General features: G+C 59.3%; 26 protein-coding genes. 7 read left to right on the plus strand and 19 right to left on the minus strand.

Features of this window, described 5'->3' with window-relative positions:
• Positions 1–27: 27 nt before the first annotated feature.
• The 14 genes from QDY28_RS16510 to oiaX all read right to left on the minus strand — a co-directional run bounded on the left by QDY28_RS16510 (position 28) and on the right by oiaX (position 15,747).
• Positions 28–915 (minus strand): carbohydrate ABC transporter permease, encoded by an 888-nt coding sequence (locus QDY28_RS16510; RefSeq protein WP_331382758.1) that lies wholly within the window; start codon positions 913–915, stop codon positions 28–30.
• Positions 912–1,811: a carbohydrate ABC transporter permease gene (locus tag QDY28_RS16515; protein ID WP_331382759.1), complete on the minus strand. Its 900-nt coding sequence runs from the start codon at positions 1,809–1,811 to the stop codon at positions 912–914. Before QDY28_RS16515 ends, QDY28_RS16510 begins: the two co-directional genes overlap by 4 nt.
• Positions 1,812–1,904: 93 nt before the next feature.
• Complete coding sequence (locus tag QDY28_RS16520) at positions 1,905–3,158, minus strand: ABC transporter substrate-binding protein (RefSeq protein ID WP_331382760.1); 1,254 nt, start codon at positions 3,156–3,158, stop codon at positions 1,905–1,907.
• Positions 3,159–3,238: 80 nt separating this feature from the next.
• Entirely contained in the window at positions 3,239–3,883 is a 645-nt protein-coding gene (gene dhaL / locus QDY28_RS16525; RefSeq protein ID WP_331382761.1) for a dihydroxyacetone kinase subunit DhaL, read from the minus strand.
• On the minus strand, positions 3,880–4,899 hold the full coding sequence (locus QDY28_RS16530; protein WP_331382762.1) for a dihydroxyacetone kinase subunit DhaK: 1,020 nt from the start codon (positions 4,897–4,899) through the stop codon (positions 3,880–3,882). Before QDY28_RS16530 ends, dhaL begins: the two co-directional genes overlap by 4 nt.
• Before the next feature lie 57 nt (positions 4,900–4,956).
• Positions 4,957–6,840 (minus strand): D-apionate lactonase, encoded by a 1,884-nt coding sequence (apnL, locus tag QDY28_RS16535; RefSeq protein ID WP_331382763.1) that lies wholly within the window; start codon positions 6,838–6,840, stop codon positions 4,957–4,959.
• Entirely contained in the window at positions 6,837–7,871 is a 1,035-nt protein-coding gene (locus QDY28_RS16540) for a Gfo/Idh/MocA family protein (protein WP_331382764.1), read from the minus strand. Before QDY28_RS16540 ends, apnL begins: the two co-directional genes overlap by 4 nt.
• Positions 7,872–7,873: 2 nt before the next feature.
• Positions 7,874–8,938 carry an ABC transporter permease gene (locus QDY28_RS16545; RefSeq protein ID WP_331382765.1) on the minus strand — a complete coding sequence of 355 codons (1,065 nt, stop codon included), beginning with the start codon at positions 8,936–8,938 and terminating at the stop codon, positions 7,874–7,876.
• On the minus strand, positions 8,935–10,482 hold the full coding sequence (locus QDY28_RS16550) for a sugar ABC transporter ATP-binding protein (protein WP_331382767.1): 1,548 nt from the start codon (positions 10,480–10,482) through the stop codon (positions 8,935–8,937). Before QDY28_RS16550 ends, QDY28_RS16545 begins: the two co-directional genes overlap by 4 nt.
• The gene (locus tag QDY28_RS16555) at positions 10,479–11,129 is read right to left on the minus strand and encodes a DUF2291 family protein (RefSeq protein ID WP_331382768.1); all 651 of its coding nucleotides are present in this window, start codon (positions 11,127–11,129) and stop codon (positions 10,479–10,481) included. Before QDY28_RS16555 ends, QDY28_RS16550 begins: the two co-directional genes overlap by 4 nt.
• A 75-nt stretch (positions 11,130–11,204) precedes the next feature.
• Positions 11,205–12,146 (minus strand): D-ribose ABC transporter substrate-binding protein, encoded by a 942-nt coding sequence (locus tag QDY28_RS16560; protein ID WP_331382769.1) that lies wholly within the window; start codon positions 12,144–12,146, stop codon positions 11,205–11,207.
• Between the two features lie 78 nt (positions 12,147–12,224).
• Positions 12,225–13,052, minus strand: a complete 828-nt coding sequence (locus QDY28_RS16565; RefSeq protein WP_331382770.1) for a phosphogluconate dehydrogenase C-terminal domain-containing protein — start codon at positions 13,050–13,052, stop codon at positions 12,225–12,227.
• A 95-nt stretch (positions 13,053–13,147) separates the two neighbouring features.
• Entirely contained in the window at positions 13,148–14,491 is a 1,344-nt protein-coding gene (locus QDY28_RS16570) for a four-carbon acid sugar kinase family protein (RefSeq protein ID WP_331382771.1), read from the minus strand.
• Positions 14,488–15,747, minus strand: coding sequence for a 3-oxo-isoapionate-4-phosphate decarboxylase OiaX (gene oiaX, locus QDY28_RS16575; RefSeq protein WP_331382772.1), 1,260 nt, complete (start codon positions 15,745–15,747; stop codon positions 14,488–14,490). The genes QDY28_RS16570 and oiaX overlap by 4 nt, the downstream gene beginning before the upstream one ends.
• 182 nt (positions 15,748–15,929) lie before the next feature.
• Between oiaX and QDY28_RS16580 the strand changes: the two genes are divergently transcribed.
• On the plus strand, positions 15,930–16,634 hold the full coding sequence (locus QDY28_RS16580; protein WP_331382773.1) for a transcriptional regulator NanR: 705 nt from the start codon (positions 15,930–15,932) through the stop codon (positions 16,632–16,634).
• Between the two features lie 141 nt (positions 16,635–16,775).
• On the plus strand, positions 16,776–17,333 hold the full coding sequence (locus tag QDY28_RS16585; protein WP_331382774.1) for a NuoB/complex I 20 kDa subunit family protein: 558 nt from the start codon (positions 16,776–16,778) through the stop codon (positions 17,331–17,333).
• Between the two features lie 60 nt (positions 17,334–17,393).
• Here the strand turns inward: QDY28_RS16585 and QDY28_RS16590 are convergent, their stop codons facing one another.
• A complete protein-coding gene (locus QDY28_RS16590) occupies positions 17,394–17,786 on the minus strand; it encodes a response regulator (protein WP_331382775.1) in 393 nt (130 codons plus the stop codon).
• 241 nt (positions 17,787–18,027) lie between these two features.
• On the opposite strand from QDY28_RS16590, the gene QDY28_RS16595 reads away from it, so the two are divergent.
• Both QDY28_RS16595 and QDY28_RS16600 read left to right on the plus strand, forming a co-directional pair.
• Positions 18,028–18,306 (plus strand): DUF982 domain-containing protein, encoded by a 279-nt coding sequence (locus QDY28_RS16595; RefSeq protein WP_331382776.1) that lies wholly within the window; start codon positions 18,028–18,030, stop codon positions 18,304–18,306.
• Between the two features lie 91 nt (positions 18,307–18,397).
• A complete protein-coding gene (locus tag QDY28_RS16600; RefSeq protein ID WP_331382777.1) occupies positions 18,398–19,048 on the plus strand; it encodes a UdgX family uracil-DNA binding protein in 651 nt (216 codons plus the stop codon).
• A gap of 26 nt (positions 19,049–19,074) precedes the next feature.
• On the opposite strand, the gene QDY28_RS16605 is transcribed toward QDY28_RS16600, so the two are convergent.
• Positions 19,075–19,569 carry a BON domain-containing protein gene (locus tag QDY28_RS16605; protein ID WP_331382778.1) on the minus strand — a complete coding sequence of 165 codons (495 nt, stop codon included), beginning with the start codon at positions 19,567–19,569 and terminating at the stop codon, positions 19,075–19,077.
• Positions 19,570–19,807: 238 nt separating this feature from the next.
• Here QDY28_RS16605 and QDY28_RS16610 point away from each other — a divergent pair, with 238 nt between their 5' ends.
• Positions 19,808–20,032, plus strand: a complete 225-nt coding sequence (locus tag QDY28_RS16610) for a DUF982 domain-containing protein (protein WP_331382779.1) — start codon at positions 19,808–19,810, stop codon at positions 20,030–20,032.
• 484 nt (positions 20,033–20,516) lie between these two features.
• Here QDY28_RS16610 and QDY28_RS16615 read toward each other — a convergent pair whose 3' ends face one another.
• The gene (locus QDY28_RS16615; protein WP_028752090.1) at positions 20,517–20,954 is read right to left on the minus strand and encodes a hypothetical protein; all 438 of its coding nucleotides are present in this window, start codon (positions 20,952–20,954) and stop codon (positions 20,517–20,519) included.
• 215 nt (positions 20,955–21,169) lie between these two features.
• The gene (locus tag QDY28_RS16620; protein WP_331382780.1) at positions 21,170–22,120 is read right to left on the minus strand and encodes a GlxA family transcriptional regulator; all 951 of its coding nucleotides are present in this window, start codon (positions 22,118–22,120) and stop codon (positions 21,170–21,172) included.
• A gap of 87 nt (positions 22,121–22,207) precedes the next feature.
• Here QDY28_RS16620 and QDY28_RS16625 point away from each other — a divergent pair, with 87 nt between their 5' ends.
• Both QDY28_RS16625 and QDY28_RS16630 read left to right on the plus strand, forming a co-directional pair.
• On the plus strand, positions 22,208–22,894 hold the full coding sequence (locus QDY28_RS16625) for a DJ-1/PfpI family protein (RefSeq protein WP_331382781.1): 687 nt from the start codon (positions 22,208–22,210) through the stop codon (positions 22,892–22,894).
• Between the two features lie 334 nt (positions 22,895–23,228).
• Positions 23,229–24,242, plus strand: a complete 1,014-nt coding sequence (locus QDY28_RS16630) for an alpha/beta hydrolase (RefSeq protein ID WP_442967541.1) — start codon at positions 23,229–23,231, stop codon at positions 24,240–24,242.
• A 73-nt stretch (positions 24,243–24,315) separates the two neighbouring features.
• Here the strand turns inward: QDY28_RS16630 and QDY28_RS16635 are convergent, their stop codons facing one another.
• The gene (locus QDY28_RS16635; protein WP_331382782.1) at positions 24,316–24,606 is read right to left on the minus strand and encodes an Sf3a2-prov protein; all 291 of its coding nucleotides are present in this window, start codon (positions 24,604–24,606) and stop codon (positions 24,316–24,318) included.
• Positions 24,607–24,694 lie beyond the last annotated feature (88 nt).

Raw genomic sequence — 24,694 nt, forward strand, 5'->3', positions numbered from 1 at the left:
CGAAAGACTTGCCGATGGGATGATTGATCAGCCCTTGACGGCGCCGGAGGTAAGGCCGGAGACGAAGTAGCGCTGAAAGATGAGATAGACGAGCGTTGCCGGCAGCACGGTCATGACGATTGCGGCATTGAGCTGTCCGTAATCGTTGGAAAACTGCCCCTGGAAAGACATGAGGCCGAGCGGCAGCGTCCACATATGCTGATCCTGCAGAAGCACCAGCGCCATTGCGAACTCATTCCATGTGGACACGAAATCCAGGATCAGCAGGGCCGCGAGCACCGGCAGGCAGACCGGCAGGAATATCCGGCGGAAGATGGTGAAATGGCTTGCGCCGTCGATTAAGGCAGCCTCCGACAGCTCCTTCGGAATGCCCTTGAAGAAGCCATGCAGGATGAAAACCTGATAGGGAACGCCAAAGGCGATGTAGGGCAGGATGACACCGGGATAGGTGTCGATCAGGCCGAGCGAATTGACCAGCGTAAACAGCGGCGCCAGCATGACCTGGAATGGGATCATGGTGCCGAAGACGACGAGCAGCAGCAGCAGCTTGCTGAACCTCAGCCGGATCTTGGCAAGCGCATAGGCCGCCATCGCCGACAGGATGAGCCCGAGCGGCACTTTGATCACGGTGATGATGGTGCTGTTCAGGAAGGCGGTGGCAAAATTGCCGCGGCCCCAGGCGCTCGAATAATTCTCGAAGGCCGGATTGAGCGGTGGCACGAAGGCGCCTGTCGTCGTTACGTCTGCCTGCGTCTTCAACGAGGTGAAGACGATGAAGACGAAAGGTGCGAGCCAGATCGCGGCGACAAGGAGCAGCGCGATCCACAAGCCGATCAGGACAGGATCCCGCTTGCGTTTTGCCGGGGCGATCGTCTCGAAGCCGTCAGACATGGATGTGGCCGATGCTGCCGTCATTGTTCGGCCTCCTCATGCTTTTGCGTCCATCGCAAGTAGGGAATGACGATGGCGATGGTAATGAGCAGCAGAACAACGGAAATCGCAGCGCCGCGGCCGAAATCGAAGATCTGCATGGCCTGCGTGAAGGCCCAGAGCGCCAGCATCTGCGTGGATTGCGCCGGCCCGCCGCCTGTCAGGCCATAGACGATGTCGAAGGCCTTCAGCGAGGAGATGACCGACAGCACCAGTACGATGGTAAGCGTGGTGCGCAGTGCGGGGAGGGTGACGTATCGGAAGATGTTCCAGCGCCCGGCGCCATCGATGCGTGCGGCCTCGACCAGCGTCTGCGAGACATTCTGCAGGCCTGCAAGAAAGAGAACCATGGAGAAGCCGACGGACTGCCAGAGATAGGCGACGAAGACCGAATAGAGTGCGATGTCCTTATTGCCGAGCCAATCCTGGATCCAGTCCTGCAGCCCCATCGACGTCAGGATCTCGGTGAAGAGGCCGAAGAAGGGATCATACATCCACTTCCACATGGTCGCGACGGCGATCGGAGCGATAATGACGGGGAGATAGAAGATGGCGCGGAAGGTATTGCGGGCAAAAAGCTTTTGATTGAGGCTGAGCGCCAGCAGCAGGCCGATCATCGGCGGAAAAATCACGCACATGACCGTCCAGATCACCGTGTTGCGAAAGGCGACCCAGAAGACGGGATCCTGCGTGAAGATATATTGATAGTTCGCCAGACCGACGAACGGGCGCTGGGGATCGAGGCCGTTCCATTTCTGAAAACTCAGCACCACCACGTTCAGCATCGGATAGAGCGCGAAAATCGCGTAGATCAACATGGCCGGAGCAAGCAGGATCGCTGCCTGAACCCGGGGATCATGTGTTCGATTGCGGAATGACATTCTGATTGCTCCCGGCGGCAACTGACGCATGGGCATGGAGGTGAGGGAAGCCGTCGCCGCGATTGGCAATCGGAGCGGCGGCCCCTCGATAGGTCAGGTGCGACCCGCGATGAACGTCTGAAGTTGCTTGGCAGCATCGGCCGGCTGGATATTGCCGGAAGCAACGTCGTTGATCACCCGGAAGTATTCGGTGGTCACATCAAGCGGGAATGCCTGGTCGCCATTCATGTAGACCTTGCTGTAGGTCTTGAAGATATCCAGCCATTTCGCTTCGAGCGGCTTCTGGTTGGTGTACTGGACATTCTTGTTGACCGAGATCGAGCTGATCTGTCCGACGAGATCCTGCTGGACCTTGGTGGACAGGAAGTAGTCGAGGAACTTGGCGGCGAGATCCGGAGCCTTGCTCTTGGTGCTGACGTAGTTGTATTCGGCAAAGCCGTAGAGACGGTTCGTATTCGTCGGGAAAGGCACGACGCCGTAGTCGTCCAGATTGACGCCGCTGCCACTCAACTGGCTGACCAGCCAGTCGCCTTCGAGCATCATCGCGGCGCGGCCGGCGACGAAGAGCGTATAGGACTGCTGGTTGCTGATGCCCATGAAGGGCTTCAGCGTGTAATCCTTGGTCCACTTGGCAAATTCGGTGAAGGCCTCGGTCGCGCAGGGCTCCTTGGTCCAGTCGGTCTTCATGGCCATCAGCGCGTCATGCTTGTCGGCGCCGCATTTGGTTTCCAGGAGCACATCCATCAGGCGCATGACGTGCCAGTTGACCGAGCCGCCGAAGGTGAAGGCCGGAATTCCGGCTGCCTTGAGCTTGTCGGCCGCCGCCAGCAGTTCGTCATAGGTCTTCGGCTCTTGCGTGATGCCGGCCTTCTGGAAGAGCTTCTTGTTGTAATAGATCGCCTCGCCCTTGAAGGTGAACGGGACGCCATGCTTGCCGCCCGGATAGAGATCGGCAAAGGCGGCGGCAGACGGAAGCAGCTCGTCGTTCCATTTGTACTGGGTGTAGTACTTGTCGAGCGGCAGAGACAGGCCAGCCTTCACATATTCGCCGCCAAGACCAAGTCCGGCCCAGCTAAAATAGATATCGGGGCCTTTGCTGGAGCCGGCCGCCACGCGAAGGGCGGTCTTGTGTTCATCGACGCCGCGCTGGACGATTTCGATATGGGTGCCGGGATTGGCCGCCTCGAAATCCTTCGCCACTTTCTTGAGGGCGCCATTTGCTGCGCCGTTGTCGAAGTTGAGCGTCCAAAGCGTCAGGTCTTCCGCGGCGACATTCGTCGCTGAAAAGGCTGCCGCAGCAATCGCAGCGGCACCGAACCAACGCGCATATTTGGAGTTGATAGCCATCTCCCGTCCTCCTCTGAGCAAAGCTGAGGTGGTTTTGACAAATCGCTATCAACATGTCAACTGGTATGATGAGGTCATCATCATTCTGATGTGAAGTGCGCCTCAAAGCAGGATATGATCACCACGGCGGAAGCCGCTCCCGGATCCATATGGCCCAGGGCCCGCTCGCCAAGGCGCGATGATCTGCCCTTTGCCGCGATCATACTCTTTGTCGCTTCAGCCCCTGTCTCGCCAGCCTTGAGGCCGGCCGCCAAACATTCGGCAAGCGACAAACCTTGATCTCGGGCGGCGCGGCAGGCGGCGGCAGCCGGCGCCCAGGCATCGACCATCGTCTTTTCGCCGATCTCTGCCTTGCCCCGGTCCTGAATGCCCTTCGCAAAGGCTGCAAACACATCGACCATATCGTCGTCGTTCAGCGATGGTTTCCCCTTTACCGCTGCGCCGGCGCGCATCAGAGCTGTCGCATAGAGCGGGCCGGAAGAGGCTCCCACCGCATTGAGAAAGGATTTCGCCGCGGTATTAAAGACCAGGGTCGGATCGGCAGCAGTCGAATCCAGCTCCGAAACCGCCTTGGCGGCGGCCGAAAAACCGAGCTCCATGGCGATGCCATGGTCGGCATCGCCGATCACGCCGTCCAGCTCACAGAGGCGATCCTTTTCCCGGGTCATCGCCTCGGCAATCCGCACGAAAAGGCCCTTCAGGTCTTCCGTTGTAACCGTCGTCATTGCAGAGCCTCGCCTGAGCGGAACATCGCGCAATCGCAGGGATGATCGATCAGCCGCTGCAATTCGTCGTCCAAATGCATCAGCGTGATCGAGGCGCCGGCCATCTCCAGCGAGGTGCAGTAGTTCCCAACCAGCGACAGGTGGATCTCTATGCCCGCAGCATCGAGCGTCATCTTGACCTTCCGCATGATGATGTAGAGTTCCATCAGCGGCGTCGAGCCGAGCGAGTTGATGAGCACGGCCACACGGTCCCCCCGCTCGGCCTTCATCTCGCCGAGGATTTTGTCGAGCAGTTCGGTGGTCACTTGATCGGCCGGCTTGAGCGGACCGCGGGCAACGCCCGGCTCGCCATGAATGCCCATGCCGATTTCCATCTCTTCGTCGCCAAGCTGAAAGTTCGGCTTTAGTGTTTGCGGAAGGGAGCAGGGCGATAGCGCAACACCCATCGTGTAGGTCCGGTCATTCGCCCATCGTGCGATCCGCTCCACCTCGTCGAGGCTGTACATGAGGTCGCAGGCTGCACCGGCCGCCTTGAAAACAAAGACGTTGCCGGCGACGCCGCGCCGGCGTTCCCGTTGGTCGATGGGGGCGGAGGCGACGTCGTCCGTCGTCAGCACGGTGCGGACTTCGATGTCATCCATGGCCAGCATCTCGGCAGCCATATCGAAATTCATGACATCGCCGGCATAATTGCCATACAGGAACAGGATGCCGGCGCCGCCGTTGATAGCCTTGGCGCATTCGATGATCGGATCCGGCGGCGGAGAGGCGAAGACATTTCCGATTGCTGCCGCATCGGCAAGCCCTTTGCCGACGTAACCCAAAAAGGTTGGCTCATGCCCTGAGCCGCCGCCGATGACCAGGCCGACCTTGCCAGGCCTTGGTCCGTGATTTGCAATAATCGACCGCGGTGATCCCTCGACGGCACGCAGGTGGCGGGGATGGGCCGCCAGAACGCCCGCCAGCATCTCGTCCACGGCGGCCGCGCCGTCATTGATAAGCTTCTTCGTCTTCACGTCAGTCCTCCCGTCATCTCGTTTCGGAAGACTAAGTTGCCCTTCTCGGCGGTCCGGTCAATCCATCAGCGTGATTGAACCGACGGCAAAAGGTTGCAGCGTCAGCCTTCCGCTCTCGCGTTTCTCGGCCAAGCGGAAGGATCCAAGTTCGACCGGCTGTGCTGTGGCCGTGATGTTCACCAGCAGAATTTGCGGCGCCCCGTTGGCTGGCGCCGCAACGAAGGAAAGAACGGCAGACGGATCGGATGAGATGCATTCCCGCCATTGGCTGCCGGCGAGCCGAGCAAGGCTAGCGACCGTGTTGAAGATCGGGCGCCTGCCGCCGACTGGCGACGGCTCGTCCTTGCCGGCGATCAGCCCGAACGGCCCCGTCAGCGCCGAAAGCGTCAGGCATTCCAATCCGGCATCGAGCACTTCAGCCGCATAGCCAAGTGCGAAGGCCTCCGCGAAACGGCCATTGTGCCGGGGATCCCTGTTTGCCATCGGAATGCGACGACCAGCCGGATTGTCCATCGTCCGGCTGCCATAGGGGTTCTGACGCATTGGGATGGTGGACGGGCCGATGCGATAGGGCATGTCGCCATAGATGGCGCGGACCGAGCGGGTGATAAACGGCAGCGCTTCCAGCGTCTGCATGATGCTGAGATCGTCGGCGGCATGGACGATCGGGTTCGTGCAATGAGTGATGAAATCGAGCGGTTTGGAAGGAACACGCTTGCGATTGAGTTCGGTGAAATAGCTGAGCATGCCGCCGCCGAGCCGCAGACCGGGAAAGGCGGATTGTGCCGCCGCATAGACCTCTTCCAGCGGCGGGCATTCCGGCCATTGACTGCCCGGCGGGGTCGATTGCCTGTCGACGGAAGGGGATATGACGACCGCGTTCGGTTTGAAACCGGCCGCATTCATCCAAGTCGCGATCTCCTGTACTTCGGCAAGCGGCGACTTTCGGCACGGCAATGCGATTTCGAGGGTCGACGTGCCGGCGTGAAGTCCTGCGATGGTGCTGAAGGTTTTGAAGGCGGTAGCGTCATGACCAGCATTCGGATCGAAATGAAAGAGCAATTCCTGCGGCCCGATCTCTGCCAGAACATCTCGCGCGTCAAGCGTCGCCTTCGCCTCTTCCGGCGTGATCACAAGGCCGATCGACGGCATGGCGCCGCGCTTGTTTCCCTCCGTGATGGTGACTGCACGGCTGTCGGGCTGGACGGATGCAGGGGCGGTCAGCGTTTTCCTTTTGTCGGCAAAACTCAGGACGATCCGCTGTCTGACAGCCTGGCCGGCCGGTATCCGATAGGGCCAGGGCAGGGCAAGGGGGCGGACATAGGTCTTGTAGGAGGCATCCGACCAGTTGCGCTGGTCTTCCATCTCGAACGTATCGCCTTCCATGCGGCATTCCGCCGTGACGTCCGGCATGACGGTGTGCGTAATCGCCCGCATATCCTTGAAGGGCTGCCACGGTTCGATCAGATCGGGAAAGCGCGTGTCCTCGCGGCGACCGTCGACATGTTCCACCGAGACCGGCGAACCGGCAACGCCGACAATCGGATGGAGAATGCAGAAGCCGCAACGATTCGTTTCGAAGCCTGTTTTCGACGTCGCTTCCGCTTCGAAGATCACAGTACCTGCGGTCTTGGCGGAGATGTGCACGCGGATCGCAAGGTCCGTATTCTCGGGACCCGTGCAATGCGCGAGGTAACCTACCGAAAATCCGTCATTAGCCTGATCGATCTTCAAGTCCGATAATTGCGGAGCGTAAGTCCCCCAATCGCGGTCGCGCACGAGATAGGCGACGGCGCGGAGCACTTCGGTTCCATCATAGGTGATCGTGCGAAGATTGCCGTCCTTGAAGTCGACGGCGAGCCTGCCGGCAATGAGGCGCTGCGGCCGAATCTCAGTCTCACGCGTACCATAAAGTTGAAACGGGTCGATTTCAGCGGTCATCGCAGCATTGCCCCAATATCGACTGTCCTCCCATGAGCGGCACTGTCATAGGCGGCTTCGACAAGCGCGAAGGTTTTCAGATTATCCGCACCTGAGGTGGATGTTTCGCCGCCTGATGCGAGACGGTCCGTCCAATGCTGCTGGATGGCGAGCACGCTTTCCTGGATATTGTGCCACGGGCGGGAAGCCCAGGAGAGAAGTTTGGGCGAGGCATCCGAGACCGTCGTGCCCTCTGCGCTGTTAACCTCGAGACGATAGCCCTGCGAGAGCCGGATCGTTCCCATCGTTCCGTCGATCTCGATCAGCGTTTCGGGAAAGGGCTCCGTCCCAAGCTTGGTCGCGTAGCTCACATCCACGATCGATGTCACGCCATTCTGATGGTCGAGCATGATGGTGGCGACGTCCTCACCCTTGATCTTCGGATTGACGCGTTTGGTGCGCGCGGTGAGCGTCGTGACATCGCCGAGAATGAAGCGTGCGATATCGAGTGTGTGGATACCCAGATCTTCGATGATGAAGCGCTCGCCTTCGGCAAGATAGGGCTGGCCGGAAAAGACATCGTAGCCGGAACGGAAGGAAAAGCGGCCCCAGAACGGCTCGCCGATTCTCCCTGATTGAAGAACGGACTTCACCGCTTGTATCGGCGTCTGCCAACGGAAATTCTCGTGAACCATAAGAGGAATTCCGGCGTCGGCGCAAGCCTTGACCATGGCTTTGGCGTCGCCCAACGTCTTCGCAAAAGGCTTTTGGCAGATGGCTGGGACTTTATGGGCCGCCGCCGTTTCCACCAGGGCGCGGTGGCTTTGTACCGTCGTCGCGATATCGACGAAATCGAAGCCGCCATCGGCGAAAAGCGCCACCGCATCGCTGTAACGGCGCTCGATGCCGAATTGGTCGCCGACGATCTTCAACCGCGCGGGATCACGATCGCAGATCGCGACGATCTCAGCGCCATCCACGTCCTTCCACGCATGCATCTGATTGACTGCGAAGAAGCCGCAGCCGATGAGCGCACCCTTGAGTTCCGTCATTCTCAACCTGCCTTTGCCATTTGCATGAGTGTCACCCGCTGTTGCAGACGGCGCTGCGCCTGATCGACCACAACCGCAATGATGATGACCAGCCCTTTGATGACCATCTGCCAGAAGGACGAAACGCCCATCATCACCAATCCGTCAGAGAGAATGCCGATGACGAAAGCGCCAATGATCGTGCCGCCGATGGTGCCGCGTCCACCGGACATGGAGGTGCCGCCTAAGACCGCCGCGGCGATGGCGTTGAGTTCGAAGCTCTCGCCGGTCGCCGGATGCGCCGCCATAAGTTCCGACGAAATGACGATGCCAACAATGGCTGCGCACAGTCCGGAGAACATGTAGACGAAGATCTTCACCAGATCGACGCGAATGCCCGACATGCGCGCCGCGCGCTCGTTGCCGCCGACTGCAAAGATGTGCCGGCCGATCGGCGTCGAGCGGGCGACATAAGCGGCGAGCAGCGCCAGAACGATGAGGATCCAGATGGAGACCGGAAGGCCGAGCAGCCTTCCGGCGCCGAAGACGTCGAAGCCGGTCGTGTCGAATTCCGGCCTGCCGACCAGGTTCGGAAAGGTCTGGCCATCCGAAGACAACAATGCCATGCCGCGCGCGATGTACAGCGTTCCAAGCGTCGCGATAAAGGGCGCAACGTTGAGCTTGGTGATGAGCAATCCATTGATCAGCCCGATGACGAGGCCGACTGCAAGCGTGATCAGCACGATCTCATAGAGGTTGAAGTAGACCGTATATCCGATCGGCAATTCGACGCCGTTGAGGATAAGCGCGCCGGTGACCATCCCGCACAGGCCGACGATCGAGCCGACCGAAAGATCGATGCCGCCGGTGATGATGACGAAGGTCATGCCCATGGCCAGGAAGGCATTAAGCGCAACATGCTTCGACATCAGGATCATATTTGCCGTCGAGGTGAAGTTCGGCGCGAAGATGGCGAAGAAGATGATCACGGCAAAAAGGGCGATAAAGGTCCTGAGCTTCATCAACGTCAGGAGTATGGAGCCGTTCGACCGCTTGGCCGCAAAAGAAGAAGATGTGTCCGCGGTCATGACGCGAGTTCCCTTGTATGTCCGTGTCCCTTGGCAGATGCTGCGACGATGGCCTCTTCCGTCGCTTCGTTTCTGTCGAAGACGGCAATCAACTGGCCGTTGCTCAAGACAGCGACCCGATCGGAAAGCGCCATGACCTCTTCAAGGTCCGAGGTTGAAAACAGGATTGCGAGACCCTTGCCGGCGAGCTTGCGCATGGTGCGGAAGACATCGGCCTTGGCTCCGACGTCAATGCCCCGGCTCGGCTCGTCCATCAGAAGGACCTTGGGATCGGTCATCAGCGCCTTGCCGATCACGACCTTCTGCTGGTTGCCGCCGGACATCGATGTGACTTCGAAATCGGGATTGGGCGCCTTGATCGAAAGATCGCGGATCATGTCGCGAGTGGCCTTCCTTTCGGCACCAGCATCGATATGAAAAAAGAAGCGTGCAAAGCGGCCGAGGCTCGCAAGCGTCAGATTGCTGGCGATCGAGAGCACCTGCACCAGCCCCTCGCGCTGCCGGTCCTCCGGGATCAGCGCCAGGCCGCGCCGGATACGGCGGGTCGTGTCGCGTTCGCGGACTTCGACGCCGTCAATGAATATCTTGCCGGTCGAGTGCATGTGCCGGCCCATGACGCATTCGAAAAACTCGCTGCGGCCGGCGCCCATCAACCCGTAGATGCCGAGAATTTCGCCGGCGCGAACGGAGAGCGAGACATGGTCCACCGCAAGGCCGCCGGTCGGCCGTGGCAGGCTGACGTCTTCGGCGCGGAAAGCTTCCTTGCCGATCGTGTGGCCGCCGTCCCTCGCAAAATCCTTGGCATCCGATCCGATCATCGACCGGACGATCCATTTCGTATCGATATCGCGAACCATCGCCTGGCCGGTGATCTGCCCGTCGCGCAGCACGGTGATGTAATCGCCGATCCGCATCAGCTCCTCAAGCCGGTGGGAGATATAGACGATCGCCACACCCTGCGCCTTCAGTTCGGCGATTACCTTGAACAGGATGTCGACCTCTGCCGCCGAAAGCGCGGATGTCGGCTCGTCCATGATCAGAATGCGGGCATTCAGCGAAATAGCCTTGGCGATTTCGACAAGCTGTTGCTGCCCGATCGGCAAATCTTCCACCATGGTCTCGGCGCTGATGCCTGCATCCAGCTTCCTCAAAAATTCGTTGGCCTTGGCAATCTGCGCCTTGTGGTCGATGCCGAAGACGCCGCGCGTGATTTCGCGCGTCGCAAAAATGTTTTCGGCGACAGTCATGTTGGCGAAAAGATTGAGTTCCTGGAAAATCATACCGATGCCGCGCGCCTGCGCGTCGGCCGGACTGTCGAAATGAACCGATTCGCCCTCCAGGAGGATACGGCCGGCGGTCGGGCGTTCAACGCCTGCGATGATCTTCATCAGCGTCGATTTGCCGGCGCCATTTTCGCCGACCAGCACATTGACCGCGCCGCGCCGCAGTTCGAGGTTGGCGCGCTTGACCGCGACGATGCCTGAATAAACCTTGGACACGTCCTCGAGACGAAGGATGATGTCTTCCTGGGTCGCATCGCTCATGATGATTGTCCCAAGGTCAGCGCCGACGGGGTAATCAGCGGGAGCTGACCGGATGCGGGCAGCGGAAACGCGCCGGTTACCGCGACCGTCTTTCCGGTCATGCCATCCCTTGGCAAAGCGACGAGAAAGGACGTGTTCACCTTCTCGTTGAACGCCTTGCCGAATTGCGCCCATTCGATCTGGTTCTTGAATTCGTTGAAGTCCACGAAATCCAAGGCGTCGCGCAGCGCGGTGCCGCGGATTGCCGGGCCGATCTGAACCTTGGCGTCGGCCTTGCCGTCGCCATCGACATCGACGTCGAGCGTTGCGGCGCGGGATGCCGTGTCGGCGGCGACGATCTTGCCCTTGAGCTTCACGGCATAGGTCCAGGGCGAGGTGCTCTGCTTGCGCGGATTGCCATATTTTGCGCCGGCCTCGTCCGGGTTAGATGCCGCAGCCTGCATCACCGTTTTGAGGTCGCCCGCCCGCTTTTCAAGGTCCGGTACCGCTTGCGACTGCCAGATTGCGTCGACCTTGGCCGCAGGGTCGAAGGCGCCTTTTGCCGCCTGCGCCGCCTTTTCCTCGGCCGTCGGTGTCTTGATGATCTTACAGCCGGGCAGTGCTGCGGCCAATGTGAGGGCCACGACGGCGCCTCTGATGCTCAACATGCAATGCACCCCATCTCACAGAAAACGTCAGGAGAGCGTGGCTTTGCCACGCCCTCCGCAGTGCTCGGTCCGCCCTCAATTTTTCAGCGCGAAGGTCTCAAGCTTGTCGGCGTTCGCCGCGGTGATGAGAACGCAATCCATGAGCTGCTTCTCTTCCTTCGGGGTCGTCTTGTTCTTGATATACGCATCGGCCTGCTCAACCGCCATCTGGGCCTGGGCATAGGCGGGCTGCAGCACGGTTGCCTTGATGCCGCCGGCCTTGATGGAGTCGCGCACATCGTTGGAGCCATCGAAGCCGACGACGATCACATCCTTGCGCCCGGCGGCCTGAAGTGCCGCGATCGCACCCATCGCCATCGTGTCGTTGCCCGAGATCACGCCCTTGATGTCCGGGTTGGCCTGCAGAATGGTTTCCATCTTCGCATAGGCTTCCGTCTGGCTCCAGTTCGCCGATTGCTTGGCGACCAGTTTCAGGTCCGGATAGTCATCGATGACGTCGTGGTAGCCCTGCGAGCGGATGCCGGCATTGGTGTCGGATTCCTTGCCGACGAGCTCGACATAATTGCCCTTTTCGCCCATCTGCTTGACGAATTCCTGCGCGCCGAGTTGTGCACCCTGATAGTTGTTGGAGACGATCTGGGCGGCGGCGACACCGGTCGCATTGATTTCGCGGTCGATGAGGAAGGAGGGGATGCCGGCATCCTTGGCCTTCTTGACCGCGGCTACGGTCGCATCGGCGCCGGCATTGTCGAGAATGATGGCCTTGGCGCCGCGGCCGATCGCCGTATCGATGACTTCCGACTGCTTGTTGGCGTCGTCGTCATGCGTCATGACGAGCGTTTCGTAGCCCAAATCCTTCGCCTTGGCTTGGGCACCGACGGCTTCGGCCTTGAAGAACGGATTGTCATGCGCGGGCGTGATGATGGCGATCAGATCTGCCGAAAAGGCAGGCATTGCGGTGCCCAATGCAAGAGCGCCGGCAAAGGCGGCAAGAGTGAGTTTGCGTGTCAGTTTCATGGTTTCCTCCCAATTATGAAACGGCCCTGTTCCCAGTAGGGCGAAGATAGGGAGGGGCGAGCCCTCCCGGGATTTGGGTCAGGTGATGCGGTGGATGCTTTCTGCGATCTCCTGGGGCTCGAAGACTTTCTTCCAATCGTCGCGCATCAGCGCTGGGATGCCGAATTCGATTGCCTTGTTGCAGGCATCCGAGAACACGCCCTCGACCTGGTTGAAAATCACGGCGCCAAGGACGTTCATGTGCCCGAGCAGGAAATCGCGGGCGGCCTGTTCCGGAACGCCGCGCGCAACGCACTCGTCCATGGCCTGGCGCATGACGACGAGCAGCGATGCGCAGACCGTTTCCGAAAGCCCTGGTTCGAGCATCGCCATCTGCTCGACGGTGACCCGATGCGAGCGCATGACCGGCGCCCAGATCACCTTGGCAATCTCTTCCCCGAGCGCATAGGCAGCTTCCGGCCCCTGCATCAGCGCGGATACGATGTGCTGTTTGGCAAATAGCCCACCGAAATGGTCGTTCTTCGCCTGCATATCGGTTTCGTCGTTGAAGATCGGTGGATGGCAGGGATGGGTGACGAAATAAGTCAGGTCATCGCGCTTCGGCAGGTGGCCCGCAAAGGGTGCTGCGGCGTCGAGAGCGACCACCATCGTCCCAGGCTTCAGCTTGTCGACGATCCCGGCGGCAACCTTGCCGATCGCTGTATCCGGTACCGCCAGAATGACGACTTCGGCGCCGTCAAGGGCCTCGTCCACGGGAACGCATGACAGGTCGAGATCGTTCTTCAGGCGCGCCTTGCCGGCATCGCTCACCTCGACGTGGCGGACATCGAAACGCGAACCTTTGAGATTTTTGGCGAGCCGGTACCCCATTTTCCCACCGGCACCGAAAAGAGCAATTGCAGTCATGTTTTTTACCTCATCGATTTCGAATTGTGGTATCGCAAGTGGTATGATGAGTCAATAAGCACACCATTACTCAGAAGGGCGTAAAACGCATTTTTCTACACGCTTCTTCCGTCGCGGATCTGCGAGAAATAGCCGTCGGTTCCGACTTGCCCGCCTTTCAGCGCGATCTGCAGCCCATTGGTCGGGGCGTAGCTGCCATGAGCTACGCAGAGCGGCGAGCCCGGCGTCTGCGGGAGAGGCAGCAACGTCGTCAGTGCTTGCACGCGCAATTCTCTGAGCGCATGGCTTGAGGTGTCGCCGCCGGCGATGACAGCACGGCTGAGCTTTTCGCTTTCGATGAGGCGACGCAGGATGATGCCGAGGGCTTGTCCGAGCCGATGCCGCGCGTCCGGAACACGATCGATCGCGCTGCCACGATCGGCCGAGGGGCCAAGGGCCGTGTGCAGAATGACGCTGCGGCCCGCCTTCAGCCTGGAAATGCCGGCGTGGACGGCATCTTCGATCGCCTGGTCAGCGCTTTCGCCGATGAGTGCGAGGGGATCAAGGTCGATGCCGTCGAAGCCAACCGTCATCGCGTGACGTATCTGCCGTTCCGTCGTCGGCGAGACGCTGCCCGAGACGACTGCCAGACGCTCGACTTTGCCCGGGAGCGCAAAATCGGGGCGTTCGCCAATCAGACCTTCCCGGTGCCAGGCATTTAGCAGCGCGTATTCGACGCCGGAGGAGCCGGCGACGAAGGGACCGTCTTTTGTTGCGCGCCGCCAAAGCTGAGTCCCCGCAGCGGCCTGGGTTTCGGTGCTGTCGACGTCGATCAGCATGATTCCAGCCGTTTCATCCGCGCATTCGTCGACCAGCCGGTCCGCATCCTTGGCCAGCAAGGTTACGAGATCAACGAGGCTGACGGGGAGGGAAGTCTGCTTGCTAAGATGCACCGCCAGATCAGCCTCGTCCATGGGCGTGACCGGATGGCGGCTCATGACCGGATGGCGATCGATGCGGTAGACCTGACCCTGATAGGCCGCGAAGAGGTGGCCGAAAGCCGTGTAACGTTTGAGCTGAGGCGCGCCGACGACGACCGGCACGGAGGATTGCGAAAAAAGCTCCCTGCCGATCTCGATTGCCTTGCCGATATTGCCGATCCGCGGACTGGAATCGAAGGTGGAGCAGACCTTGTAATGGCATATCTGCGCTTTGAACCCCTTCAGCCATCGCAATGCCGGAACGAGATGCTGCTGCATCCATTCCGGGGTCTCGCTACGACTTGTGCCGGCAATGCCGATGGCCCGGCACTGCCTGAAACGCTCCAGGAGCGCGGCGTCGGGGATGCCGAGAAAAAGCACCGTCGGAACGCCGTTCGAAGCCAGAGCTTCCATCACGTCGGTCGAGCCGGTGAAATCGTCCCCGTAATAGCTGATCAGAAGATTGCCCGCCGCCATCATGCGCCCTTGCCGTCACTGAATTTTGCGATCGAAGCGGCGAGTTCCGGATGGTCCTTTGCATAGTCCTCGAGCGGGATATCCGCGACCGCGGCCTGCCACGCCTGCTGGATCGCGCGGACGCCGGCGGCCGGTCCGAAGGGATGGCTGACGATGCCGCCGCCGCAGAGATAGAGCAAATCGGTGGTGCGGCCGGTGCGCTGGTAGGTCTCCGGCGCTTGGCCACCCCATTGTCCCGAGCCGGCAACGGGGAGCGGGCAATCGGACGGATCGAACAGCGGCGTCCTGAGGGCCTTGAAGGACTCGACGAAGCTTTCGTCCGGCTCCCAATATTTGACGCGGATGCCGTTGATCTGAAACTGGTCGACGCCGAGCAGACGCCAGAACTGCTGATAGACCTTGAAATCCATGCCGGCGCCGGGATGACGCGTCAACACGTCCCAGCCGTTGCGATGGGCGTGCAGCACCAGTCCCGAGCGCTTGCGAAGGAAGCTCATGCCGCCGAAACCGATGGAATTGATGTTGATGACGGCACAGTTGCCCCCGGCCTTCAGGACCAGATCGTGGTTACGCATCATCTCGTCGGGATCGGCATGGGAAATGCCGAAGGCATACATCACCTTCTTCCCGGTCTTCTGTTCGTGGTCGAGGATCAGCGGCATGATCGCCTCGACGCGCTCCTTGAGGGGCGAATAGGCAGGACTCATCAGCTTTTCGTCGTCCTTGATGAAATCGACGCCGGAGCTGATGAGTTCGCCGACCAGTTCCGCAGTCTCGGCAGGGCGAAGGCCGAGTGCCGGCTTGACGATCGTGCCGATGATCGGACGTCCCTCGACGCCCGTCAGGCACTTGCTGCCGGCAATGCCGAATTGCGGACCGGGATGCACACCATAAAAGGCGCCCGGCAGCTTCATGTCGACGATGCGGATGCCGGTCATGCCTTTGATCGAGTAGACGCCGCCGATCGCTATCGTCATCAGGGCCGAAAGATCCGTGCCGATCGCATCGAGCGGAAAGGAGATGTCGACATCGGCGCGATGAAGAGGACCGTGGCCGGCGGCAACTTCCGGCCATGTCGGCCGCTCTGCATCCTCCAGCCGCCGAATGTCCAGTACCCGTGCCGCTACCCGCGATTTCAGCTCTTCCGTTTCGCCGGGAACCGGCACGAAGGTTCCCGTGGACTGATCGCTGGCAATCTTGGCTGCCATCGCTTCGATGTTGCCAGGCGTCTCTATACGGTAGGTGATGGTGATGCTCATAGGCAGGCAATACTCCTCTCGCCGACGATTTTGGCGTGGCGTCAACTTGTGATCTGGTATAATGAGTATTCCAATTTGTGCAACGATTTTTTGTTAAGGAGGCTCTCAGTTATTCTGAACGGGCTTTCTCGGCGCTGTCTGACATTGCATAAGGGAGAAAAGCTTTGAGCCAGCGAGATGCCATGAGTCAGCCAATCGAACAGATTGTACGTCGGAAGCTCTCTGACGAAGTATTCGACCGATTAGAACGTTTGATCACGTCGGGAGAACTCAAGCCCGGCGATGAGATGCCGTCGGAGCGTGTTCTCATGGAGCGCTTCGGCGTAGGGCGTCCGGCGATCCGCGAGGCGATGCAATCGCTCGCCAATAGGGGATTGGTCAGCATCTCGCATGGGGAACGTGCAAAGGTCCTGCAACTGACGGCGCAATCCATTTTCCGGCAGGTTGATCTGACCGCGAAGATCATGCTGTCGCAGTCGTCTGACTCGCTCGAGCATCTGAAGAGCGCGCGCATATTCTTCGAGCGCGGCATGGCTCGGGAGGCCGCACCGCGCGCAACCGAAAAGGATATTGCCGATCTTAGGGATATTATCGAACGTCAGCGGGCGTCGCTGGGGCATGCCGAAGAATTCATTTCCGCCGACATGCAGTTTCACACCCGGATCGCCCAGATTTCCGGAAACCCGATCTTCGTTGGGGTCAGCGAGGCAATGCTGGCGTGGTTGAAGACCTACCACACGGAGATGCTCATCTGGACCGGCAAGGAAAAGTTTACGCTTGTCGAACATGAAGAAATATTGGAGCGGCTTTCCGTCCACGATGCCGACGGTGCGGAGGCGGCGGTCCTGAAACACCTGGAGCGGTCGAGGGCCCTCTATACCAAGTAGAGACGATCATTTTTCGTCGAAAGCTGCCAAATAGTCCTGCATCTGCAAAGGCAATGTCTTTGCATGGGACTGGAAAAGCTCACCTCCGGAACACGCGTCCCCGAATGAAGTTAGGGATATTGTTTCACGGAGGAGCAAACGATGTCTCCGCTTGATCACGATCAAAGCATCGGCAACTTCCAACTTCCCGGCGAGGCGCTTATCCGCGACCCTTTTATGGGCACCATCAGCAACGAGCTTGCCGATAAAGGGTTTCTTGTCACAAGCACCGATGAACTCATCACCTGGGCGCGAACGGGGTCACTGATGTGGATGACGTTCGGGCTCGCCTGTTGCGCAATCGAAATGATGCAGATGTCGATGCCGCGTTATGATGTCGAGCGCTTCGGCACCGCGCCACGCGGCAGTCCAAGACAATCGGACCTGATGATTGTGGCAGGAACCCTATGCAACAAGATGGCGCCGGCCCTTCGCAAGGTCTACGACCAGATGCCCGAACCTCGTTATGTGATTTCAATGGGCTCATGCGCCAATGGCGGCGGCTATTATCATTATTCCTATTCCGTCGTTCGAGGCTGCGACCGGGTCGTTCCGGTTGATATCTATGTGCCCGGATGCCCTCCGACGGCAGAAGCGCTGCTCTATGGCATCCTGCTTCTCCAGCGCAAAATCCGCCGCAGCGGCACGATCGAACGGTAATCAACATCGGCTCGGAGAGCCGCGTCGACCAAGCCCGCCGACAGCTTGCGCGTTGATCTATCAAAGATTTCGCTTTCGCCTGCCGAACAGCGCCTTGGCAATCTGTTCGATCTCGGTGGCTTTTTCGCTTAGGATGAAGCCGGGAAATCCGCCGGGAACGATGGGTGGGCCATTCCCTTTTGCGAAGATGTAGGGAAGCTTCAGCCTCTCAAGCGTTTCGGCCATCGAAAAAGCATGTCGAGCGTCGAGATGCAGGTCAAGGATCACCGCATCCACTTTCTTGCCTTTGATGAGTTCGAGAGCCTCTTCGGCGTTCCGGACGGGGCCGATCAGGATAGCGCCAAGCTCCCGTAATTTTTGGCGCGTCTTTTCAGAGAGGAAATATTCGTCCTCGACGATCAAGAGCCGCTTGCCCGAAAACATCTGGCTATATGTCACCGTCGAGTCATTCATCTTTCGATCCAGAAACTGCCCCTCAGATCCACGAACATTCAAAGGCAACGGTTGTTCCCGAGCCGGCAAGACGATCTCAATCGCGCTGCGAAACGTAATGCCTCAGCTTGCAGGAAGCGGCGACGTGCCGGCACTGCAGGATGCGATGCCGTATCCGGCAAATAGCGCTCCGTTCCACGGGAACAATCATCCCGAGGCATGGTTTGGTGGCCGAACGCTAGGCGGAACATAGGGGGAGCAAATGAACGAGATCATCGACGTCAAATTCAAAATGCTCTGGAACGCACCGGTTTGCGTGGCGGTAGGCGGTCGTTTCGTCTCGCTCGTGAACGGGCCGGAAGACGCGATCCATTTCCTATCCGTCAGATGGCCGTCCGAAAGAGGCTCATATTATGTGGAGGCAAAGGAAAAGTGCCTCGCAGCCGTTTCGCATCGCGCCACCCTGGAAGCTGCGCGCGAAGCCTTTGTCATGGCCTGCCTCGAAGCGCGTCTGATACCGGATGATGGATACGCCTGGTGAAGACTGGGGATTGCATCCCGCCGACACGGAACAAAGAGAGCGGGGATCGGTTGACGAGGGGTGTAACGTTCAAAATTGCAGCGAGCCCCCCATGCTCGATAAACACTCTTCGCCCGATACCGGTCCTTCTCTTAAGCCCGATCATGCCGATGCGGCGACGCTTGGCGAACTCCGGCACCAGGCCGAATCCTGCACGCGCTGCGACCTCTATCGCCATGCGACGCATCTCGTCTTCGGTGAAGGCCCTGGCACCGCGGAGGTGGTGCTGGTTGGCGAACAACCCGGCGACAAGGAGGATCTGTCAGGCAGGCCATTCGTCGGGCCGGCGGGCCGCCTGCTGGATCAATGTCTCGAGGAGGCGGGTGTCGATCGCGACCGCTGTTATGTCACCAATGCGGTCAAGCATTTCAAGTATCAGATGCGCGGCAAGAAGCGGCTGCATTCCAGGCCTAACGCCGGTGAGATACAACGCTGCGCCTGGTGGCTCGGCGCCGAACTTGAACTGTTGAAGCCGAAACTCGTCGTAGCGCTTGGTGCGACGGCCGTATCCTCGTTGCTCGGATCGAAGGTGCGGGTGATGCGCGACCGCGGCAGCATCCTTCATCCACCCGGCGAACTCGACATTCTTGTCACCATTCATCCATCAGCACTTCTGAGGATCAGGGAAGCGGACGAGAAGGAACGGAGCCGATTGGCCTTCATCCAGGATCTGAAAAAGATCCGGAATTTCCTGCGGCATTGACTCCGTTTCCATGGCCAAACCTGGCGCTATTCGTCGCCCGGAATGTGCGCATCGACGCCCGTCGTCCGAAGGTTATTTTGAACCTCCACAACTCCGGGAATGGACCGAACGATGGCTTCGAGGTGACGAGCCAACGGGATCGTCTCGACACTACCCTCCAACGTCACAACGCCGTCGTTGGCGCGTACGTCGATGCTGTCGATGTCGACACCGCTCTGTTCGAGCCGCTCGGTAATGACTGCTTCCAGCTCATCGCTGTCAATGCGGTCCGTCGGCAGAGGCCCCGATGTATAATCCTCGGCGCGCTCGAGGCCAGTCTGATCGGCTGTATCTATGATGAAATCGCCAGTTGATTCCTCGTCGAAATTGGCGTCGGTATCGCCATATCCCCTGTTCTCGGGGCTTTGCGAGGCACTTCCACTTCCGTCCGAGTAGGGCCAGCCATCCCGAAGATTGCGATCCTCATAATCGCGATAGTCTTCTTCGCGCGATAGTGTTTTGGGCTTTCGAGACTGCGTCATGTCGAGCTCCTTTCCTATGAAAGGTCAAACAAGACAAAGCCCATTTTGTTTCATCCACACCCAGGCTTAACCTCGAAGCAATTGCGACAAGAGGGGCGCCGGGGCGTGAGCGTGTTAAGCAGCATTCTCAGATGAATATATTTTTGATTGTTTCGCTCCGTCTGGAACCAAGGCGAAGAGTGTCCGTTTCACGGGCGGAGGAAACACTTACATGTCCAAATATTTGTGGAATCGTTCGGTGACGGTCGTCACCCCGCAGAACGGCCACCACGTAACGATCAACAACACCGAACAGGCCCTTAAATTTCTTCTTCGCGAATGGCCGCCGGGCAAAGCCGATCGCATCCATGCCATGGCCAAGAAAACACTGATCAGCACCTACCATAGTCAAGGGTCGGTTGATGAAGCATGCGATGCCTTTTTGGCAGCCGCCGTTTCGGCGGGCATCGCGGTAAAGGATTGATGCAAAAAATAAAAAACGCGACCAGCTCATTCCGCCAAACTTGATGCCAAGATCGCTCCAACATTCAACTGCCTGGCACGCTATTCATGCTGCCGCCACTTGAAATCGGAAACGCGCAACCGTATGTAAGCGTGACTTCCCGTGTTGATGGTCTGCTGCTCGACGTCAGTCGCTGCGTTTCAGGCTGTCCGGGTTGGAAAGGGCGCTCCCCGAATGGGTTGAGCGCCCTTTCTCGTTTTACGCTTGGAATCGAGCCGAAGGCCGGCTTGCTCGCAACAATATTGCAGGCTTCTTATTCTCTCGCTGTAGATTGCTATCCGCGATAGCCCTCCGCCAAGCGTCGGGCAAGGCGATCCTTGAGGATCTCTGCCTCAGGGATTGCCAAGCCAACGCTCGACTGCCGGGGTGTTACCTTTGCGATGTAGCCAAGTTGGACACATCGCTAAAGTCCGTCAGCCGGAGCCGGTATTGCCGAAGGTATGGTCTATATCGACAATGCCTTGCGCAAACGGGCAAACAGGCTCGGTGGCCGCCCGGCGACCAGCGGACGGATGGAGCGTGCGACTACGGCAGAACTGACCGTCTCGCCGAAATGGCAGTAGCAGACAATTCCGTGCAGCTCATGATCCGTGAGTTCAAAGAAGCGCTTGGCTTCTCCATAGCTGTCGTTTTCCAAACCAGCGGCGCGAAGAACAGGATCTGCAAAGGCGACGGAGATCGGGGAGCTGTCCGTCCGCATTGCCGCCCTGGTTTCGCTAGGCTGAAATTCGGTTTCGCGCAAAGTGGAAAGAAACTGTCGGGGACTCCGTTCGAGAAGATCTATCCAACGTTCGAGCCGTTGGCTTCGCGACATCTCTCGATTAAGGAAATCCTGATCGACTTTTGCAATTTTCTGCAAGTCATCGCGTGCATGCTGCTTCATCTCGGCCTCCTATTTGGCGATAGTTGGTCCCCTTCGATGGCACTTCAGCCCACATCAATGGTGATCCCAAAGAGACGAGATGTCCAGTCATCTTGCGGTGTCAGACGATCTGCGGAATGAGAAAAATGACGCGGCCGGCTTCGTGCGCGTCTTTAAGACAGAGGCATTTTGGCATTTGACGAGGAGACCGTCTTCCGATCATTGACGACGGCTGGCTATCCGAAATGATCCCGGAAAGCCTGCGGCGTGGTTCCGAATGCTCTGAGGAAACTCCGCCGCATGGTCTCTTCCGAACCGAAGCCGCAGCGGATACGTGCCTGACGAACAGACAAGCCCTGCTCCAGGAGACGCCGTACGGCCTCGACACGGATATCCTCGACTGCCCGGGCTGGCGTGCGCCCCGTTGCCTGGCGATAATGCCGCGAAAAGCTGCGGGCACTCATGCTTGCCTGCTCGGCGAGTGCCGGCAGCGAAAGGTCGGCGCGCAAATTGTCGATGATCCATCCGTGCAGCCGGTCGAAACGATCGCCGCTTTCCTGCAGCGACAGCATGGTACTGAATTGTGCCTGACCGCCCGGCCGCTTCAGGAAGACGACGAGTTCGCGTGCAACGGCGAGCGTCAGCTTTCGGCCGAGATCGGCCTCGACCAGCGCGAGCGCAAGATCGATGCCGGCCGTGACGCCTGCCGACGTCCACGTGTTGCCGTCCTGGATAAAGATCGGATCGGGTTCCAGTCGGACCTTTGGGAAACGCTTGGAAAACTCCCTGCATCGGTGCCAATGCGTCACCGCCCGTCGCCCATCCAAAAGCCCGGCTTCGGCGAGAAGAAAGGCGCCGCTGCAGACCGAGGCGGTCCGCCGCGCCTTGGCTGAACGCCGGCCGATCCAGTCGACAAGGCCCTTATCCTCACACGCTTTATTGACTCCGATCCCACCCGCGACAATCAACGTATCGATCGCCTCATCGTCATGAGGCAGCAATGCTGTCGCAAGCGTCAATCCCGAGGTCGTTGCCGTCTGCGTGCTTGTTGCAACGGCGATCGCGTCATAGGGCCTCGGCTGACCGGCCGCGAGCGCCTCCTCGTTGGCGCTGGTAAACACCTGCAAGGGCCCGGTTATATCGAGCAGTTGGGCATCTTCGAAGGCAAGGATTTCGACGCGGCGCATAGGTTGGCTCAAAACGAGGGGACTTTGGCAAATACGCCAGATAGTGATCGGGTAAGTTCGCCGGAGTCAACCATCGGAGAACGCACTATGACCATTCGCTTTGGACTGCTTGTCTTTCCCGGCATTCAACAACTCGATCTGACAGCCCCCTATGAGATCTTTGCCTCGACGGAAGGTGCGGAGGTCCATCTGATCTGGAAGGATACCTCGCCGGTCATCTCCGCGACGAAATTGCCGCTTCAGCCGACAACCACTTTCGATGACTGCCCGCCACTCGATGTTCTCTGCGTGCCCGGCGGTGGCGGAATCAATGCACTGCTCGAGGATGAGATCGTGTTGTCCTTTATTCGCGCACGGGCAGAGCAGGTGCGTTTCATCACCTCGGTCTGCACCGGTTCTCTGGTGCTGGGCGCCGCCGGTCTGCTCAAGGGCAGGAAGGCGACGACGCACTGGAACGCCAAAGATTTTCTTGCAAGTTTCGGCGCTATTCCGACCGCCGGACGCATCGTCCGCGACGGCAATCTCATCACGGCGGGCGGAGTGACTGCCGGCATCGACTTCGGGCTGGTGGTGGTTGCGGCTCTCATCGGCCAGGAAGAAGCGGAAACGGTCCAGCTATCGCTGGAATACGCACCCGCGCCGCCGTTCCATTCGGGCACCCCCGAGCAGGCGACAGCCGATGTGATCGCTAGGACGAAGCGGCGTCTTGCCGGTTCACGGACGGCACGAGAGGCTATCATCGCCCGCCTGACCTCTCGGCACGAACCGGCGTAAGCGGCACTTGGAGCCTGCCGAGAACAACCTCGTCTTGGCGCGTCGCCAGCGGTTTCTCAAATCGATCAAAGATTTGGAACGCTGGCGATGTCACTTCGGTGGTGCACTATAGCTAAGTTCGAGTTGCATGATTCCACGGGCATTTTTAGGCGGGGAATGCATTGTCACGATCGTGCAAGGAAGAGGCCACAGTTGCTGCTGGTGGCCGGCGCTCTGACCGCGCCCATGAGGCTTGACTCAGACATCAATTCTGCGACCGTGGCATCGTAATGCTGCGCCGGGTTTTCATGGCAGAAAGGCTAATCGTATGAACGGATTTTGGTTTTTTCGCTTCATGCGCCTTTTTGTGGCGGCATTGATCGCTACGGTCGCCATGGTCCTTTTGCCGGTGCTAACGATCTCATCGGGCTATGCGCTTGACGCCGCTTCACAGACGAAAGCCTCCAACAATCAAATCGACAAACTCATCGAGGCCTTGCGTCCGAGCTATGCCGCTCAAGATCTTCGCCAGCGGCGGGCCGCTTTCGAAAGGCTTATGGCGTCCACGCCGGATCCGACGCGCGTCCAGATCCGCCATGTCGATGCAAACGGGGTCAATGCCGACCTGATATGGCCCGCACGACTGCACCATCCGATTGGCCGGCGCGCTATCCTTTATCTTCACGGAGGAGGGTTCTACAGCGGCTCGCTCAGGACGCACCGGAATATAGCGGGTTCGCTCGCCAAGGCGGCGTCCGCCGATGTTCTCCTGGTCGGCTACCGCCTGTTGCCGGAGAACAGATTTCCGGCCCAGATCGATGACACTCTGGCTGCCTATCGTTGGCTTCTAGCCTCAGGATACAGGCCTGAAAACGTGGTGATTGCCGGAGAGTCCGTCGGCGGCACTTTGGCAATCGAGGCTACCCTTAACCAGCTTCGGATCAAGGGACCCCTGCCGGCCGCCGTGGTCGCGATGAGCCCGGTCACCGATTTAGCCGCGGCGGGTGACTCCATGACCACGAATGCCGACAATGATCCTTTCATGGGCAAAGCCGAGCTGGAGATCATACGCAACGCCTATATCGGCGACAAATCTCCGGTCGATCCCGAACGATCGCCGCTCTATGCCGATATGACCGGATTTCCGCCCCTGCTCTTGCAGGTCGGTTCGCGCGAAACGCTGCTCGACGACACGCGCCGGCTGGAAGACAAGGCACGCACGGCCGGGGTCGATGTCACCGTGGAGGTTTGGCCGGGCATGATCCATCAATGGCAGATATTCCCATTCTGGATAGAGGATGCACGCAAATCGAACAGAAAAGTCGCCGAATTTGCCGTTTCTCACTTTGCCGACAGGCCGGAGGAATAAGTCAGGCAACTGCTCTCCGCGGCAGACCGGCGCGGTCTGCCGTATTCATGAGAACGATTAGAGAGATATGAGTTCAAGCCGGCGGCTTGTCGTCGCTTCTTATCTTCTGCGCATCCAGATAGCCGTGCTCATATGCCTTTGCGCGACTGGTTTCCTCCGGATAGGGATTTTTCTCGGCCTGCGCCTCTCTTCTGCCGGCTTCAGCTCCGCGTGCATAGGCAGCTTCGTCATTATCGTCGTCTGCGTCAGCATCATTTGCCGCAGTGTCTATCTTAGGCGGCTCTACCGATGGTGGCTGAATGGGATTTGGGAGCCCCGCTTCCGGAGCTGGGCCGGGGGGTGACGTTGGATCATATTTTGCCATGGTGTTGTCCTCCTCTAAGGAAACGCCATCGCTCCGTCGCGGTTCCCTAAGCGACCCCCAATTGAGCGACCAATTCCGCTTCATAGTC

Source organism: Rhizobium sp. BR 362, assembly GCF_036528765.1.
GTDB lineage: Bacteria > Pseudomonadota > Alphaproteobacteria > Rhizobiales > Rhizobiaceae > Rhizobium.